Origin of the sequence: Sphingomonas aurea, assembly GCF_030678875.1 — a bacterium.
Classification (GTDB): Bacteria; Pseudomonadota; Alphaproteobacteria; order Sphingomonadales; family Sphingomonadaceae; genus Sphingomonas; species Sphingomonas aurea.
The window spans coordinates 213637-229104 of record NZ_JAUUDS010000003.1; the positions used below are offsets into that span (position 1 = coordinate 213637).

The window sequence follows — 15468 nt, forward strand, 5'->3', positions numbered from 1 at the left end:
TGTCCCTCTCCTCTTTATCGCGGCATAGTCGATGCAATCGTTTGTCGCAAGCGTGGGACGCCTGCTGATGCAGATCGGCCACAGTCGCCAAACAGAATGGCGGCGGACATCGGCAAGGCGATTGCAAACGATTGCTTGCAGCCATAGACCATGATGACAGGATGAATCGGCGGGGTTCAGGGCCCGCCCAACAACAATCCTTCAGGAGGGGATTCGTCGATGAACACGAAGATCAAGCTGGCTTGTTCGACCGCGGTGCTGACGCTGCTGTGCGCGGCGCCGGCCTTCGCCCAGACCGCCGATCCGGCGGCCGATCAGGGCGCCACCAACACGGTCGTGCCGCCGGTCGATCCCGCTGCCGACGCCACGCCGACCGCGCCCACCGACACGACCGCGACCGCCGCCGATCCCGCGGCCGATCAGGACATCGTCGTCACCGGTCTGCGCGCCAGCCTGGAGCGTGCACAGGCGCTGAAGCGCAACAACAGCTCGGTCATCGAAGCGGTTTCGGCCGAGGACATCGGCAAGCTGCCCCAGTCGAGCGTCGCCGACTCGCTCGGCCGCCTGGCGGGTCTGGCCGGCGAGCGTCGCTCGGGCCGGATCAGCGGCATCTCGGTCCGCGGCTTCCGCGAGGATTTCGTCGGCACCACGCTGAACGGGCGCGAGCTGATCGGCATCGGCGACAATCGCGGCGTCGAGTATGATCTCTACCCGGCCGAGATCGTCGGGGCCGCCGTCGTCTACAAGACGCCTGACGCCGGCCTGACCGCGATGGGCGTCGGCGGCACCGTCGACATCCGCACCGTGCGTCCGCTGGAGCGCAAGCCCGCGCTGATCGCCAATGCGACGTTCGAGCAGAACGGGATGAAGTCGAAGAACCCCGACTTCAAGGACAATGGCCACCGCTTCGCCCTGTCCTATACCGACAAGCTCGCCGACGACACGATCGGCATCGCGCTGACCGCCGCGACCACCTCGTCGCCCGTGCAGGACAATTATTTCAGCGTCTGGGGTTACGACAAGAACGCGATCACCTCGGGTCCGAACGCCGGTAAGTATGTGCCGACCGGTATCGACATCTCGTCGCGGTCGCGCGTGCTGAAGCGCGACACGCTGGCCGGCGTGTTGCAGTACCAGCCGACCGACCAGTTCACCGCGACCTTCGATGCGCTCTACATCAAGTTCAAGGACCAGGGCATCTCGCGCGGGTTCATCGAGGCGCTGCCGGTCGCGGCCAACGGCAGCACCGTCATCAGCTCGAACGACACCACCGTCACCTCGGCGCGCACCACCGGCTTCAACTCGGTGATCCGTTCCGACCCCCTCGACAAGCGCGGCGACCTGAAGGTCTTCGGCGGCAACATCGTCTACAAGGCGACGTCGAACCTCGACCTGACGCTCGACGTGTCGCGGTCGGAGAGCAACAAGCGCGACACCCGCGCCGAGAGCTATGCCGGCCTCGGCCGCGCCGGCCTGGCGAGCCAGGGTCCGAACAATCTGCGCACCTGGACCTATTCCCCGGACGGCCTGATGTTCTCGAACAACAGCCAGACCTTCGACGATTACTCGATGGTCAAGCTGGCGGGTCCGCAGTCCTGGGGCGGCAGCTTGGCGCCGATCACCCAGCTGAACACCGCGGCGGCACGCGCCGCCGGCATCGGCTTCGCACAGGCGCAGGACGGCTTCGTCAACACCGCCCGGTTCGACGAGTATCTGAATGCGGTCCGGCTGGAGGCGAACTACCGGTTCGACGACAGCTTCCTGAAGTCGGTCAGCCTTGCCGTCCGCTATTCGAACCACAAGAAGTCCAAGGAGAACGAGGGCTTCTTCCTGACGGCCAACACCTATCCGTCCGACGGCCCGGTGCCTGAAGACGCACGCCGCGGGGTCGCCGACCTCGGCTGGGTCGGGCTGGGCGACGTCGTCGCCTATGACGCGCTCGGCCTCATCAACAGCAACTTCTACCAGCGCTGGGACGCGGGCGCGCTGGAGCCGGACCGGCTGGGCGACACCTATTCGATCCACGAGAAGGTGTGGCAGCCGTCGATCAAGGCGGACTTCGAATCGAACCTGGGCAGCATCCGCATGTTCGGCAATGTCGGCGTGCAGGGCCTGTTCACCGATCAGCGCGCCAGCGGCTTCAACGCTCTGGTCGTCTCGACGCTGCGCGTGCAGGCGACACCGATCACCGACGGCGCCAAGTACACGCGCGTCCTGCCAAGCCTGAACATGAACTTCGACCTGGGCGGCGGCCACACGGTTCGCTTCGCGCTGGCCAAGGTCGTCAGCCGGCCGCGCATCGATTACCTGAACCCGGGCTCGTCGGTGAAGTTCTCGAACAACGTCTCGAACGTCACCAACTCCAATCCCGAGCTGGGCCCGTGGACGTCGCGGTCGGGCAATGCCCGCCTGCGTCCGTACGAGGCGAACCAGGCCGACCTGTCGTACGAATATTACTTCGCCAGCGACGGCTTCGTCTCCGCCTCGGCCTTCTACAAGGACCTGCGCAACTGGAACGTGCAGACCACGACGCTGCGGGACTTCACCCAGTTCTACATCCCCGGCTATCACCAGGCGGTCAGCAGCGACGGCACGACGATCTACACGCCCGCGACGTTCCAGGGCGTCAACACCACCTTCACCGGCGGGTTGAAGGGCCGGGTGAAGGGTATCGAGCTGCAGGGATCGCTGCCCTTCCGCCGCTTCATCGGTGCACTCGACGGCTTCGGCGTGACCGGTGGCGCAGCGTTCACCGACGGCAAGCTGGACGACGGATCGCGCATCCCCGGCCTGTCGTCGCGCGTGTTCCAGGGCACGGCCTATTTCGAGAAATACGGCTTCTCGGCCCGCATCTCGGCCAATAACCGGTCGAAGTGGGTGTCGGAGGATCGCGGCGGCAGCAACAGCATCGCCAACGTCAACCGCTCGGGCCAGACGCTGGTCGACGCCCAGATCGGCTATGACTTCGCCGGAATCGGCGTGAACTATCTCGACCGGCTGCGCGTCTCGATCCAGGCGCAGAACCTGACCAACGAGAAGGACACCTACACCGACTCGGCGAGTGGCCTGACCACCCGTCAGGAGACGTTCGGCCGCAACTTCCTGCTCAACCTGACCTACGCCCTCTTCTGAGTATTGCCGGAAACACCCTCGCCGATCATGGTCGGCGGGGGTATCTGGCTTTGATGCAGAGAGAGGCAGCGGTGACGCCGGCAATCAGGAAGGTCGTCATCGTCGGCGGCGGCACGGCGGGCTGGATGGCCGCCGCGTTGATCGCCAAGGTCATCGGCGCCCAGGTATCGATCGAGCTGGTCGAGTCCGACGAGATCGGCATCATCGGCGTCGGCGAGGCGACGATCCCGCCGATCCAGCACGTCAACGCGGTGCTGGGGATCGATGAGGCAGAGTTCCTGCGTGAGACGCGGGCGACGATCAAGCTCGCGATCCGCTTCGAGAATTGGGGCCGGATCGGCGAGTCCTATTACCACAGCTTCGGCACGCCGGGGCGGAACCTGGCCTTCTGCTCGTTCCATCATTTCTGGAACCGCGCGCGACGGGCGGGGATGGATGTCGACTATTGGGACTTCGACCTCAACACGCTGTGCGCGCGCGAGGGCAAGTTCGCCAAGATCCAGGGCGGCGATCCCACTTGGGACCTGCCCTATGCCTATCACTTCGATTCCGGCCTCTATGGTCAGTATCTCCGCCGCTACAGCGAGGCGCGCGGCGTCGTCCGGACCGAGGGGCTGGTCGAGCAGGTGCGGCGCGACGGCGAGAGCGGCGCGGTCACCGCGCTGACCCTGCGCGACGGCACGGAGATCGCCGGCGACCTGTTCATCGACTGCTCGGGAGCGCGCGGGCTGCTGATCCAGCGGGAGCTGAACGTCGGGTACGAGGATTGGGGCCACTGGCTGCCCTGCGACCGCGCGATGGCGGTGCCCTCCGCCCGGTTCGCCGCGACCGCACCCTATACCCGTGCGATCGCGCACACGGCCGGGTGGCAGTGGCGCATTCCGCTGCAACACCGCAACGGCAACGGGCTGGTCTATAGTAGCCGCCACCTGAGCGACGACGCGGCGGCGGCGACGCTGCTGGGCAATCTCGACGGCGAGCCGCTGGACCAGCCGCGGATCATCCCCTTTCGTACCGGGCGGGCGCGGCGGCAATGGGACCGCAACGTCGTCGCGGTCGGCCTGTCGAGCGGGTTCCTGGAGCCGCTGGAATCGACCAGCATCTACCTGATCCAGTCGGCGATCGTGCGGCTGCTGCACCTGTTCCCGCACGCCGGCATCGATCCGCGCGCGGTGGCCGAATATAACCGCCAGTCGCAGATCGAATATGAGACGGTGCGCGACTTCATCATCCTCCACTATCACGCCACCGCGCGCGACGATTCCGGCTTCTGGCGCGACCTGCGCGGAATGGCCGTGCCCGAGCGGCTCGCCGCCAAGATCGCGCTGTTCCGCGCCAACGGCTATCTGTCGCAGGACCCGCTCGACATCTTCATGGAGCCGTCCTGGGTGCAGGTGCTGATGGGTCAGGGCATCGTGCCGGCCGACCATCACCCGCTCGCCGACGGCACGGTCGACGCCGAACTGGCGGCACAGCTGCGCGAACTGGCGGCGCTGAAGCGAGAACCGGTGCCCGGCATGCCGCTGCACGACGCATTCCTGAAGGCGTTCGGCGGGCTGGCCGCATGAAGCCGCCCGGCCGTGTCGTCATCCTGGGCGGTGGCTCCGCCGGCTGGATCGCGGCCAACCTGCTCGCCGTCGCCTGGGGCCGCCACGGCACGGCGGTCACGCTGGTCGAGGCGCCCGACATCGCCACGATCGGCGTCGGCGAGGGTTCGACCCCGTCGCTGAAGCGCTTCTTCGCCGACATTGGCATCGCCGAGCGCGACTGGATGCCGCGCTGCCAGGCGACGTGGAAGGTCGGCATCCGCTTCGCCGGATGGAGCCCGGCGGCGCCCTGGCCCGATTACAGCCACCCATTCACCACCCAGGTCGATGTGCATACCGAGGACGCGTTCATCCTCAACTGCCGCAATCGCCGGCTGGGCCATGACGTGCCGGTGCAGCCGGGCGACTTCCTGCTGAACGGCCGGCTGGCGGCCGACGGCAAGGCGCCGATGACGCCGCCCAATTTTCCGTTCCGCATGGAATATGGCTATCACTTCGACGCCGGGCTGCTCGGCGACTATCTGCGCGAGGTCGCGGTCGGGCGCGGGGTGATCCACCGGCAGGCGCGCGTGACCGCGGTGACGCGCGCCGACAATGGCGACATCGCCGCCCTCGCCACCGATCGTGGCGAGGCGATCGAGGGCGACGTCTTCGTCGATTGCAGCGGCTTTGCCGGGCTGCTGATCGAGCGGACGTTGGGCGTGCCGTTCCGCAGCTTCGGCGACAATCTGTTCAACGATGCCGCAGTGGTTATGCCGACGCCGATGGACCGCGCTCCGCCGGTCGAGACGGTGGCGACTGCGCTGTCGAACGGCTGGTGCTGGACGATCCCACTCCAGAACCGGTTCGGTAACGGCTATGTCTATAGCAGTGCCTTTACTGGCGCAGACGCGGCGGAGGCGGAGCTGCGCGGCGTGCTGGGCGTCGGCGACGACCAACCGGCGCGGCACCTGACGTTCAGGGTCGGGCAGCTGGCGCGGCACTGGGAGCGGAACTGCGTCGCGGTCGGCTTGTCGCAGGGGTTCATCGAGCCGCTGGAGGCGACCGCGCTCCATCTGGTGCTGAACACGGTCGAGCTGTTCGTCCGCCACTATGAGCAGGGTGAGTTCTCCGCCCGGCACCGTGATGCATTCAACGCGACGATCTCGGCGCGGATCGAGGGGGTGCGCGACTATATCGTGGCGCACTACAAGCTGAACACGCGGACCGACACGGATTACTGGCGCGCCAACGCCGCGAACATGGCGCTATCGGAGCCGTTGCGCCGCGTGCTCGACCTGTGGTTCCGCCGCGGCGACCTGGCCGAGGAGTTGCGCCGGCGCAGCGACCAGACCCAGTTCGGCAACGTCTCGTGGCACTGCCTGCTCGCCGGATATGGCGCCTTTCCACCGACCGGCGACGAGCGGCGGGACGATGTCGACTTCTTCGCCGATCGCGGCATCGCGGCGTTTCTGGACGGGTGCAGCCTGAACTTCCCGGCGCAGGCGGCGGCACTGGAGCGGCATCGCCATGGCCGCTGACAGCTGGCGCGACGAGACGCTGGCACGGATGCGCGCGCTGATCCTGGCGACCGACCATGCGATCGTCGAGGAGGTGAAGTGGCGCAAGCCCTCCAACCCCGCCGGCGTCCCCGTCTGGTCGCGCGGCGGCATCATCTGCACCGGCGAGACCTATCGCGACAAGGTGAAGCTGACCTTCGCGCGGGGCGCCGCGCTCGCCGATCCGGCGGGGCTGTTCAATGCAAGCCTGGACGGCAATGCACGCCGGGCGATCGACATCCGCCAGGGGGAGCAGGTCGATGCGGAGGCTTTCCGGGCATTGGTCCGGGCGGCGGTAGCGCTGAACCTCGCCGGCTGAGACCCCGCGATCGGCGAAAGAAAAGGGCCGGCGGAGCGATCCGCCGGCCCTTTGCCGTTTGTCTGACGTCAGGCCGGTCCGGCAGAGCCGGTCGGCTGGCCGTTCCGATCTCTGTCCGGGGCAGGCATCGCCTGCCCCGGTCGAAAATCAGAAGTCCATGCCGCCCATGCCGCCCATGCCGCCGCCGCCGGGCATGGCCGGAGCCTTGTCTTCCGGCAGCTCGGACACGGTGGCTTCCGTGGTGATGAGCAGGCCGGCGACCGACGCCGCGTTCTGCAGCGCGGTGCGGACGACCTTGGTCGGGTCGATCACGCCGGCCGAGACCAGGTTCTCGTAGGTGTCGGTCGAGGCGTTGAAGCCGAACGACGTGTCCGACTGGTCGAGCAGCTTGCCCGACACGACGGCGCCGTCATGGCCGGCATTCTGCGCGATCTGGCGAACCAGCGCAGTCAGCGACTTGCGGACGATATCGACGCCGCGGGTCTGGTCGTCGTTGGCGCCGTTGACGCCGTCGAGCGCCTTGGTCGCGTACAGCAGAGCCGTGCCGCCGCCCGGGACAATGCCCTCTTCGACGGCTGCGCGGGTCGCGTGCAGCGCGTCGTCGACGCGGTCCTTGCGCTCCTTCACCTCGACCTCGGTCGAGCCGCCGACCTTGATGACCGCGACGCCACCGGCGAGCTTCGCCAGACGCTCCTGGAGCTTCTCGCGATCATAGTCGCTGCTGGTGTTCTCGATCTGCGCACGGATCGCCTCGGTGCGGCCCTTGATCGAGTCGGCCTCACCCGCACCGTCGATGATGGTGGTGTTGTCCTTGTCGATCGTGACGCGCTTGGCGGTGCCGAGCATGCCGACGGTGACGTTCTCGAGCTTGATGCCCAGATCCTCGGAGATCATCTCGCCCTTGGTCAGGATCGCGATATCCTCGAGCATCGCCTTGCGACGATCGCCGAAGCCCGGAGCCTTGACGGCCGCGACCTTCAGGCCGCCGCGCAGCTTGTTGACGACGAGCGTGGCCAGAGCCTCGCCCTCGATGTCCTCGGCGATGATGAGCAGCGGACGGCCCGACTGGACGACGGCTTCCAGGATCGGGAGCATCGCCTGCAGGTTCGACAGCTTCTTCTCGTGGATCAGGATGTACGGATCGTTCAGCTCGACCGTCATCTTCTCCGGGTTGGTGATGAAGTAGGGCGACAGATAGCCGCGGTCGAACTGCATGCCCTCGACGACGTCCAGCTCGAACTCGAGGCCCTTGGCCTCCTCGACGGTGATGACGCCTTCCTTGCCGACCTTCTCCATCGCCTCGGCGATCTTCTCGCCGACCTCACGGTCGCCATTGGCCGAGATGATGCCAACCTGCGCGACTTCCTGCGAGCCCGAGACGGGCTTGGAGCGCGACTTGATGTCGTCGACCACCTTGGTCACGGCAATGTCGATGCCGCGCTTCAGGTCCATCGGGTTCATGCCGGCCGCAACCGACTTCATGCCCTCGCGGACGATCGCCTGCGCCAGCACGGTCGCGGTGGTGGTGCCGTCGCCGGCGATGTCGTTGGTCTTCGAGGCCACTTCGCGCACCATCTGCGCGCCCATGTTCTCGAACTTGTCCTTCAGCTCGATCTCCTTGGCGACGGTGACGCCGTCCTTGGTGATGCGCGGTGCGCCGAACGACTTGTCGATCACGACATTGCGGCCCTTCGGCCCCAGCGTGACCTTGACCGCGTCGGCGAGGATGTCGACGCCGCGCAGGATGCGCTCACGCGCGTCGCGGCCGAATTTTACGTCCTTGGCTGCCATGTTGGCTACCCTTTCAGTTGATTTGGAAAGTCACAGAAAGTCACACCCGCTTGGGGTGCGACGCAGAAGTCAGCCGACGATCCCGAGGATGTCGGATTCCTTCATGATGAGCAGGTCTTCGCCGTTCACCTTGACCTCGGTGCCCGACCACTTGCCGAACAGGATCTTGTCGCCGGCCTTGACGTCGAGCGGGGTGATCGTGCCGTTCTCGGCGCGCGCGCCGGTGCCGGCGGCGACGACCTCGCCCTCCTGCGGCTTTTCCTTGGCGGTGTCGGGGATGATGATCCCGCCGGCCGTCTTCTCTTCAGCCTCGACGCGGCGGACGAGAACGCGGTCGTGCAACGGACGAAAGTTCATTGCTGTGCCCTTTTCAAGGTGTGTGACAGATTTCTGGCACTCGAGCCTCCCGAGTGCCAACGCCCGCCATATGCGTAGCCGTCGATGCAGCGTCAACGGGCGGCGGGAACTATTTCAGGTGGGGCGTGCGCGTGGCGAGGCCGAGCCGCTCGCGCCCCGTCCAGCGGCGGACGAGGAGGATCGAGACGACCAGCAGCCCCGCCGCCAGTCCCCACCAGATGCCGGTCGCACCCAGCCCCATACCGAAGCCGAGCCAGACCGCGGTGCCGAAACCGATCGCCCAGTAACCGAACAGCGCCACCAGCATCGGCACGCGTGTGTCCTGCACGCCGCGCAGCACGCCCGCCGCCACCGCCTGCGCCCCGTCGACCAGCTGGAAGATCGCGGCGATGCCGAGCAGCCGGACGGCAAGCGTGGCAACGGGAAGATTGGCAGCCGAGGGATCGAGGTAGATGCCGACCAGCCGCGCCGGCACGCTCCAGATCACCGCCGCGGTCAGCGCCATCACGGCGATGCCGAGCCCCAGGGCGACGTTGCCGGCGCGGCCAATCCACGCATGGTCGCGCGCGCCATAGGCCAGGCCGACGCGGATCGTCGCCGCCTGGGCGATGCCGAACGGCAGTTGGAAGGCGATGGCGGCGATGTTGAGCGCGACCGCGTGCGCCGCAACCTCGGTCACGCCGATCAGGCCCATGAGCAGCCCGGCGCCGCCGAACAGCCCGCCCTCGAACATCCAGGTCAGCGCGATCGGCAGGCCGATGCGGAACACCGAGAGCAGGTGCCGCCGGTCGCTGCGCCACCAGCGGCCGAACAGGCGGAAGCGGCGTAGTCGCCGGTCGGTCATCAGGATGACGGCATACGCCAGCATCATCACCACGCTGGTGACCAGGCTGGCGATCGCCGCCCCTTCCAGCCCCAATGCGGGGAACCCTGCATTGCCGAAGACGAGGCACCAGTTGGCCAAGACCGCCACGCCCAGAGCCAGCACGGTGACCGCGAAGACATAGCCCGGCCGCCCCAGCGCCGCCGCCGTCAGCCGCATCAGCCCCGCAGCAGCCGCCGGTATTACCGCGAGGGCGAGGATGTCGAGAAACCCGCCGGCGCGGGCCGCCACCGCCGGATCCTGCCCGAACAGCCGCAGCAGCGCCTCGCCCTGCAGCAGCAGCGCCACCACCGGTATGGCGGCGAGAACGACGAGCCACAGTCCCGCGCGGAAAGTGCGCCGCACCTCGCGCACCGCGCCGATCCGCGCGCCCAGCGCGGCCGCGATGATCGGCTCCGCCGCACCGGTCAGGCCGATGATCGCGAAGGTCAGGAGGTTGAACAGGAACACGCCCAGCGTCGCGGCAGCGAAGGCGACCGCGCCCAGCCGCGCGACGAACACCACGTCGACCGCGAACACCGCCATCTGCAACAGGTTCGCCGCCACCAGCGGCCCCGCCAGCCGCAGCAGCGCAGCAAATTCCGCCCTGGCCGTTTCGGGCGGCCGGGCCAGGGACGGCGCGGGATGGGACATGAGCAGGTGTTTACTCTGACGCGTGGAGGTTGGGGAAGCGGAGATTGTTCGCGCGCGAAGGCGCCAAGACGCGAAGAGAAGAGGAAGTTTGGTTCACGCGGAGGCGCGGAGACGCGGAGAGTTGCGCTCACGCCGGATCCCGCCGCGTCAGCGGCCTTGATGTCTTTTGCGGCCGTTGGTGCAGCGTCTACCGATCGCGGACCGTCCTCGCGAAAGGCAACTCTCCGCGTCTCCGCGTCTCCGCGCGAACCCATTCTTCTCTTCGCGTCTTAGCGTTTTCGCGCGAAACCACCTCCGACGCCCGCCCGAAACCCGCCGCGTGTTGCCGCCCCCAGACACCCCGTTGCCAGCGCGACGGGCATGCTCTAGCCATCACGGCCATGACCGACACCGCCGCATCCTTTTCGGACCGCCCCGCCCCCTCGTTCACCGATGGCCGGCCGCAGAAATCGCGGAGCGGGTGGCGCATCGTGCGAGCGGTGTGGAAGCTGCTGGTCGCGATCAAGGATCTGCTGGCGCTGGTCCTGCTGCTCCTGTTCTTCGGCCTGTTGTTCGCGGCGCTGAACGCGCGGCCGGGAACGAAGGCGATCGGGGACGGCGCGCTGCTCCTCGACCTGAACGGCTCGATCGTCGAGCAGCCGGAGGAGCCGGCGGCGTTCGCGGCGCTGTCCGGCCAGCCGGTCGCGCAGCAGTTCCGCCTGCGCGATCTGGTCCGCGTAATCGACGCGTCGCGCACCGACGCGCGCGTGAAGGCGGTGGTGCTGGATCTCGACCGCTTCGGCGGCGCCTATCCGGCGGCGCTGGGCGAGGTCGCCGACGCGCTGATCCGGGTCCGCGCATCGGGCAAGCCGGTGCTCGCCTTCGCGACCGCCTATACCGACGGCGCGTACCGGCTGGCAGCGGCGGCGAGCGAGGTGTGGGTCGACCCGATGGGCGGCACGCTGTTCGGCGGGCCGGGCGGGACCCAGCTCTATTACAAGGGGCTGATCGACAAGCTGGGGGTCAACGCCCACGTCTATCGCGTCGGCCGCTACAAGTCGTTCGTCGAGCCCTATACCCGCGCCGACCAGAGCGACGATGCGCGCGCCGCGTCCCAGGCGCTCTACGGCACGCTGCTGGCGCAGTGGCGCGAGGGCGTGGCGCGGGCACGGCCCAAGGCGCAGGTGATGCCGTTCCTGACCGACCCGCAGGCCGCCGTGCTGGCGACGCAGGGTGACGTCGCCAAGGCGAACCTGGCTGCCGGGCTGGTCGACAAGCTGGGCAGCCGCGGCGCGTTCGAGCAGCGGGTGGCGCAGATCGCCGGCGCCGAGGCGGGCAAGCCGATCGGCAGCTTCCGCACGATCAGGTATGATCGCTACGTCGCAGCCAACCCGCTGCCGACCGGCGGCGACGCGATCGGCGTGCTGACCGTCGCGGGTGAGATCGTCGATGGCGAGGGTGGCTCCGGTACGGCAGCGGGCGACACCATCGCCAAGGCGATGCTGAAGGGTCTCGCCGAGAAGAATCTAAAGGCGGTGGTGGTGCGCGTCGACTCGCCGGGTGGGTCGGCGCTGGCATCCGAGCGCATCCGGCTGGCGGTGCTGGAGGCCAAGCAGCGCGGGCTGCCGGTGGTCGTCTCGATGGGCGGGCTGGCGGCGTCGGGCGGTTACTGGGTGTCGACCGCGGGCGACGCGATCTTTGCCGAGCCGGCGACGATCACCGGGTCGATCGGCATCTTCGGCATCCTGCCCACCTTCGAGAACGCACTCGCCAAGATCGGCGTGACCAGCGACGGGGTACGGACCACGCCGCTGACCGGCCAGCCCGACGTGTTCGGCGGAACGACGCCGGTTCTCGATACGATCCTGCAGGCCGGGATCGAGCATGGTTATCGCCAGTTCATCGGCCGCGTCGCCGCCGCCCGGCGGATGACGCCGCAGCGGGTCGACCAGATCGGCCAGGGTCGCGTGTGGGATGGCGGCACCGCGCGCCAGCTGGGGCTGGTCGACAATTTCGGCAACCTGGGCGATGCGGTGGCCGAGGCGGCACGCCGCGCCAAGCTGGACCCGGCCAAGGTCCATGCCGAGTATCTGGAAAAGGAGCCCGGCTGGGCGGCGAAGCTGGCCGCGAGCATCGCGCAGCGCGACGACGAAGACAGCGCCTCGCCGGCCGGCGATGCGTTCGCCCGGCTTGCCGCCGATCGGCGCGCGCTGGTCGGCCGGGCGCTGGGCGACGTGGCGCGACTGACCCGCGGCGGATCGATCCAGGCGCGCTGCCTGGAATGCGGCGGCCTGGGCCCCAACGCCGGTACCGCGTCGGACGCGCGGCTGCTCGACCTGCTGCTGGCACGGTTCGGGCTTTGATCGCGATCCGGGCCGCGGCGCCGCAGGATGCGGCGGCGATCGCCGCGATCTATGCGCCGCACGTCCTGGTCGGCACCGCCTCGTTCGAGGAGCAGGCGCCCGATGGCCGCGCGATGGCGCGGCGGATGGCGGCGAGCGAGGGGCTCTATCCCTGGCTGGTCGCGACGCAGGGGGAGGATGCGGGCGGCGTGATCGCCTATGCCTATGCCTCCGCCTTTCACGCGCGCACCGCCTATCGCTGGACGGTGGAGACGACGGTCTATGTCGCCGACGCCGCGCAGCGCCGGGGCGCAGGGCGGCTGGTATACAAGGCGCTGGTCGACACGCTGAGCACGCAAGGCTTCACCCAGGCGGTGGCGCGGATCGCCCTGCCCAACGAGGGGTCGATCGCGCTGCACGAGGCGGTTGGCTTTCGCCGCGCCGGCGTGCAGCGCGAAGTCGGCTACAAGTTCGGCCAGTGGATCGATGTCGGCCTGTGGCAGCGGGAGCTGGCCGAGCCGTCCACGCCACCCGCCGAGCCGCGGCCTTTCGCCGACGTGGGCGTGGTGCGGCTGTAGCGACGCGACACCGGCCTCACCTGCGAGGACCAACGCGGCGGCGACATCACTGGTCGCCGCGATAGGGCGGCAGCGCGATCTTCCAGTGCATGGCGGCGGCACGCAGCGCGAAACCCGCCGCGGCCGCGATGATGGCGGCAAGCGTCGGGTCTAGCCCCGCGGCACCGAGTGCGACGAAGCTGGCGGCCGACAGCGCCGCGGCGGACACGTAGAGTTCGGGTCGCAGCAGGATCGACGGTTCGCTCGCCAGCACGTCGCGGATGATGCCGCCGACACATGCCGAGATGATCCCCATCAGCGCCGCCGGCACCGGCGGCACGCCGTACCGGATGGCCTTTGCGGCGCCGTACACCGCATAGGCGGCAAGCCCGATCGCGTCGAACCAGTCGAGCGCGGCGCCCGCCCACCAGCGGGCCGGGGTCATCCAGATTACCACCGCCACCACTAGGCACAGGGCGGCGACGTGCGGGTCGCGCACCCAGAACACCGGCGCCCCGATCAGCAGGTCGCGCACCGTTCCCCCACCGACCCCGGTGATGAGCGCGAAGAACGCCATCGTCACGAAGGTCTGCCGCGTCCGTGCCGCCGCCAGCGCCCCCGACGCGGCGAACACCGCCAGGCCGGCGAAGTCGAACCAGGGTGCGGCGATCGGCAGCACGGGGGCAAGGGCGGGCGTCAGCATCGCCGGGCCTATACGCGGGGCGCGGCTGGATTCACCAGCCGGTGAAGAAGACTGGAGAGATACCGCCCCCTGCCCCACCTTCCGGCATGCCGGGGAATTGCACGTATCTCCCAATCTGCCGGCTCCAACATGACGGACGAACGATGATCGCCAATGACCGCGCGATCGATACCGGCAGCAACTCAAGTCTTTGCCGATCCTGCGGATTTGCCTGCAACGCGAAGCTGAACCTCAGCGTTAACCTTCGTTGTTTTGCGTTCATGCAACCGACAGCGCAGCGTCACGTTACGCTACCGTATTGTTGGACAGAGAGGAACGAGAGTGATGCGTAAGATGATGCTCGCCCTGGGTTGTGCCGCGATGGTTGCCCCGACGCTGGTCGCCACCGTGTCCGACGCGGATGCGCAGCGCCGGTACAAGTATCGCGAGTGGCGCGACGACCGCGGCCGCACGCGCTGCCGCAAGCCGGACGGCACGACCGGTCTGGTCGTCGGCGGCGTCGCCGGTGCGCTGCTGGGCCGCACGATCGACACGCGCGGCGACCGTACGCTCGGCACGCTGGGCGGCGCCGCAGCAGGCGCGCTGGTCGGCCGCGAGGTCGACCGTGGCAGCAGCAAGCGCCGCTGCCGCTGACATCACGAGGTTTCGTCGGGAGGGGGCGTCGCGGTCGATCCGCGGCGCCCCTTCTCGTTCCCGCTGCCCGTGTGGTTCGCGCTGTCGCGGCGATGAACGCGACGTAGTTATGGGTTCACGCAACCTGGCGTAGAACCGGACCGTTCTCATCCCACCATAAGGAGAGTGAGTATGCGTTTCGCCTTCTTGACCGCGGCCCTGGCCGCCACCGTCGCGACGGCCGCGCCCGCGGTCGCACAGGATACCCGCCGCGAGGCCGACCGCGAGTATCGCGACCAGGTCCGCGACGCACGGCGCGACTATCGCCGCGACATGCGCAATGCCGACGATCGCGGCGACGTGCGCGATGCGCGCCGCGACTATCGCCACGAAGTGAACGACGCGCGGCGCGACCGGCGCAACGACCTACGCGATATTCGCCAGGATCGTGCGCGCGACTGGCGTCGGTATCGCAGCTACGACTACAACCGTTTCGAGCCGGGGCAGCGTACCTATTACGCCGACCGCTATTATCGCGACGGCCGCTACTATCAGCCGCGCCGACTGGGCCGGAACGACCGCGTCTATCGCGGCTATAACGGGCGCTATTACTGCCGCCGCGGCGACGGCACGACCGGGCTGATCGTCGGCGGCGTCGCGGGCGGCGTGCTGGGCAGCCTGCTGGACAATGGCCGGTCGAGCCTGCTCGGCACGCTGCTGGGCGCCGGTGGCGGCGCGCTGCTGGGGCGGTCGGTCGATCGCGGGCAGGTGGTCTGCCGCTGAATAGGGAAGGCCCGGAGCGATCCGGGCCTTTTTTTCTTAGATGATGCCGCCGCCCAGCATCAGGCGGAGGGCGAAGATGACGATCAGCACCAGGTTCATGTTACGGCCGCCGTTGCTCGACGACATGGCGCCGATCGCCGCGCCGACGATGCCGATCGGGATGACGAGCCAGTTCATCCAGCCGAGCAGCGGCACGAACGCGATCAGGCCCAGGGCCAGCGTGACGAAGCCGATGACGATCGAGACCAGATTGAGCAAGTTGCGGCTCCCCTTCCACCCGGCCGCATCATCG

Annotated in this window: 13 protein-coding genes; 8 read left to right on the forward strand and 5 right to left on the reverse strand. The window is 68.3% G+C overall.

The annotated features are described in order from the left end of the window. The first annotated feature begins 219 nt into the window (after positions 1-219). From Q5H91_RS08925 to Q5H91_RS08940, 4 genes are read left to right on the forward strand one after another with little or no spacing between them, the layout of a single operon-like run. Positions 220-3132, forward strand: coding sequence for a TonB-dependent receptor (locus tag Q5H91_RS08925; protein ID WP_305173038.1), 2913 nt, complete (start codon positions 220-222; stop codon positions 3130-3132). Positions 3133-3185: 53 nt separating this feature from the next. After that, the gene (locus tag Q5H91_RS08930) at positions 3186-4700 is read left to right on the forward strand and encodes a tryptophan halogenase family protein (RefSeq protein ID WP_305173039.1); all 1515 of its coding nucleotides are present in this window, start codon (positions 3186-3188) and stop codon (positions 4698-4700) included. Further along, positions 4697-6199: a tryptophan halogenase family protein gene (locus Q5H91_RS08935; RefSeq protein WP_305173040.1), complete on the forward strand. Its 1503-nt coding sequence runs from the start codon at positions 4697-4699 to the stop codon at positions 6197-6199. The genes Q5H91_RS08930 and Q5H91_RS08935 overlap by 4 nt, the downstream gene beginning before the upstream one ends. Next, on the forward strand, positions 6189-6536 hold the full coding sequence (locus tag Q5H91_RS08940; protein WP_305173041.1) for a DUF1801 domain-containing protein: 348 nt from the start codon (positions 6189-6191) through the stop codon (positions 6534-6536). The genes Q5H91_RS08935 and Q5H91_RS08940 overlap by 11 nt, the downstream gene beginning before the upstream one ends. 147 nt (positions 6537-6683) lie before the next feature. On the opposite strand, the gene groL is transcribed toward Q5H91_RS08940, so the two are convergent. The 3 genes from groL to Q5H91_RS08955 all read right to left on the reverse strand — a co-directional run bounded on the left by groL (position 6684) and on the right by Q5H91_RS08955 (position 10200). Then, entirely contained in the window at positions 6684-8327 is a 1644-nt protein-coding gene (groL, locus tag Q5H91_RS08945; RefSeq protein ID WP_305173042.1) for a chaperonin GroEL, read from the reverse strand. 69 nt (positions 8328-8396) lie between these two features. Further along, positions 8397-8684 carry a co-chaperone GroES gene (gene groES, locus Q5H91_RS08950; protein WP_174191974.1) on the reverse strand — a complete coding sequence of 96 codons (288 nt, stop codon included), beginning with the start codon at positions 8682-8684 and terminating at the stop codon, positions 8397-8399. Between the two features lie 109 nt (positions 8685-8793). Further along, positions 8794-10200: an MATE family efflux transporter gene (locus Q5H91_RS08955; RefSeq protein WP_305173043.1), complete on the reverse strand. Its 1407-nt coding sequence runs from the start codon at positions 10198-10200 to the stop codon at positions 8794-8796. A 380-nt stretch (positions 10201-10580) separates the two neighbouring features. On the opposite strand from Q5H91_RS08955, the gene sppA reads away from it, so the two are divergent. Together sppA and Q5H91_RS08965 are read left to right on the forward strand one after the other, a co-directional pair. Then, on the forward strand, positions 10581-12542 hold the full coding sequence (gene sppA / locus Q5H91_RS08960; protein WP_305173044.1) for a signal peptide peptidase SppA: 1962 nt from the start codon (positions 10581-10583) through the stop codon (positions 12540-12542). After that, positions 12539-13099, forward strand: a complete 561-nt coding sequence (locus tag Q5H91_RS08965; RefSeq protein ID WP_305173045.1) for a GNAT family N-acetyltransferase — start codon at positions 12539-12541, stop codon at positions 13097-13099. The genes sppA and Q5H91_RS08965 overlap by 4 nt, the downstream gene beginning before the upstream one ends. Before the next feature lie 46 nt (positions 13100-13145). Here Q5H91_RS08965 and Q5H91_RS08970 read toward each other — a convergent pair whose 3' ends face one another. Beyond that, on the reverse strand, positions 13146-13781 hold the full coding sequence (locus tag Q5H91_RS08970; RefSeq protein ID WP_305173046.1) for a trimeric intracellular cation channel family protein: 636 nt from the start codon (positions 13779-13781) through the stop codon (positions 13146-13148). 324 nt (positions 13782-14105) lie between these two features. On the opposite strand from Q5H91_RS08970, the gene Q5H91_RS08975 reads away from it, so the two are divergent. Together Q5H91_RS08975 and Q5H91_RS08980 are read left to right on the forward strand one after the other, a co-directional pair. Beyond that, positions 14106-14414 (forward strand): glycine zipper 2TM domain-containing protein, encoded by a 309-nt coding sequence (locus Q5H91_RS08975; RefSeq protein ID WP_305173047.1) that lies wholly within the window; start codon positions 14106-14108, stop codon positions 14412-14414. 171 nt (positions 14415-14585) lie between these two features. Continuing rightward, positions 14586-15176 carry a glycine zipper 2TM domain-containing protein gene (locus Q5H91_RS08980; RefSeq protein ID WP_305173048.1) on the forward strand — a complete coding sequence of 197 codons (591 nt, stop codon included), beginning with the start codon at positions 14586-14588 and terminating at the stop codon, positions 15174-15176. A gap of 36 nt (positions 15177-15212) precedes the next feature. On the opposite strand, the gene Q5H91_RS08985 is transcribed toward Q5H91_RS08980, so the two are convergent. Continuing rightward, positions 15213-15434, reverse strand: a complete 222-nt coding sequence (locus tag Q5H91_RS08985; RefSeq protein ID WP_305173049.1) for a hypothetical protein — start codon at positions 15432-15434, stop codon at positions 15213-15215. Positions 15435-15468 lie beyond the last annotated feature (34 nt).

Coding starts and splice junctions, on each gene's coding strand:
- Q5H91_RS08955 (WP_305173043.1), bottom strand. CDS start 10,200: ATGTCCCATCCCGCGCCGTCCCTGGCCCGGCCGCCCGAAACGGCCAGG.
- Q5H91_RS08935 (WP_305173040.1), top strand. CDS start 4,697: ATGAAGCCGCCCGGCCGTGTCGTCATCCTGGGCGGTGGCTCCGCCGGC.
- Q5H91_RS08940 (WP_305173041.1), top strand. CDS start 6,189: ATGGCCGCTGACAGCTGGCGCGACGAGACGCTGGCACGGATGCGCGCG.
- Q5H91_RS08930 (WP_305173039.1), top strand. CDS start 3,186: ATGCAGAGAGAGGCAGCGGTGACGCCGGCAATCAGGAAGGTCGTCATC.
- Q5H91_RS08980 (WP_305173048.1), top strand. CDS start 14,586: ATGCGTTTCGCCTTCTTGACCGCGGCCCTGGCCGCCACCGTCGCGACG.
- groES (WP_174191974.1), bottom strand. CDS start 8,684: ATGAACTTTCGTCCGTTGCACGACCGCGTTCTCGTCCGCCGCGTCGAG.
- groL (WP_305173042.1), bottom strand. CDS start 8,327: ATGGCAGCCAAGGACGTAAAATTCGGCCGCGACGCGCGTGAGCGCATC.
- sppA (WP_305173044.1), top strand. CDS start 10,581: ATGACCGACACCGCCGCATCCTTTTCGGACCGCCCCGCCCCCTCGTTC.
- Q5H91_RS08970 (WP_305173046.1), bottom strand. CDS start 13,781: ATGCTGACGCCCGCCCTTGCCCCCGTGCTGCCGATCGCCGCACCCTGG.
- Q5H91_RS08975 (WP_305173047.1), top strand. CDS start 14,106: ATGCGTAAGATGATGCTCGCCCTGGGTTGTGCCGCGATGGTTGCCCCG.
- Q5H91_RS08925 (WP_305173038.1), top strand. CDS start 220: ATGAACACGAAGATCAAGCTGGCTTGTTCGACCGCGGTGCTGACGCTG.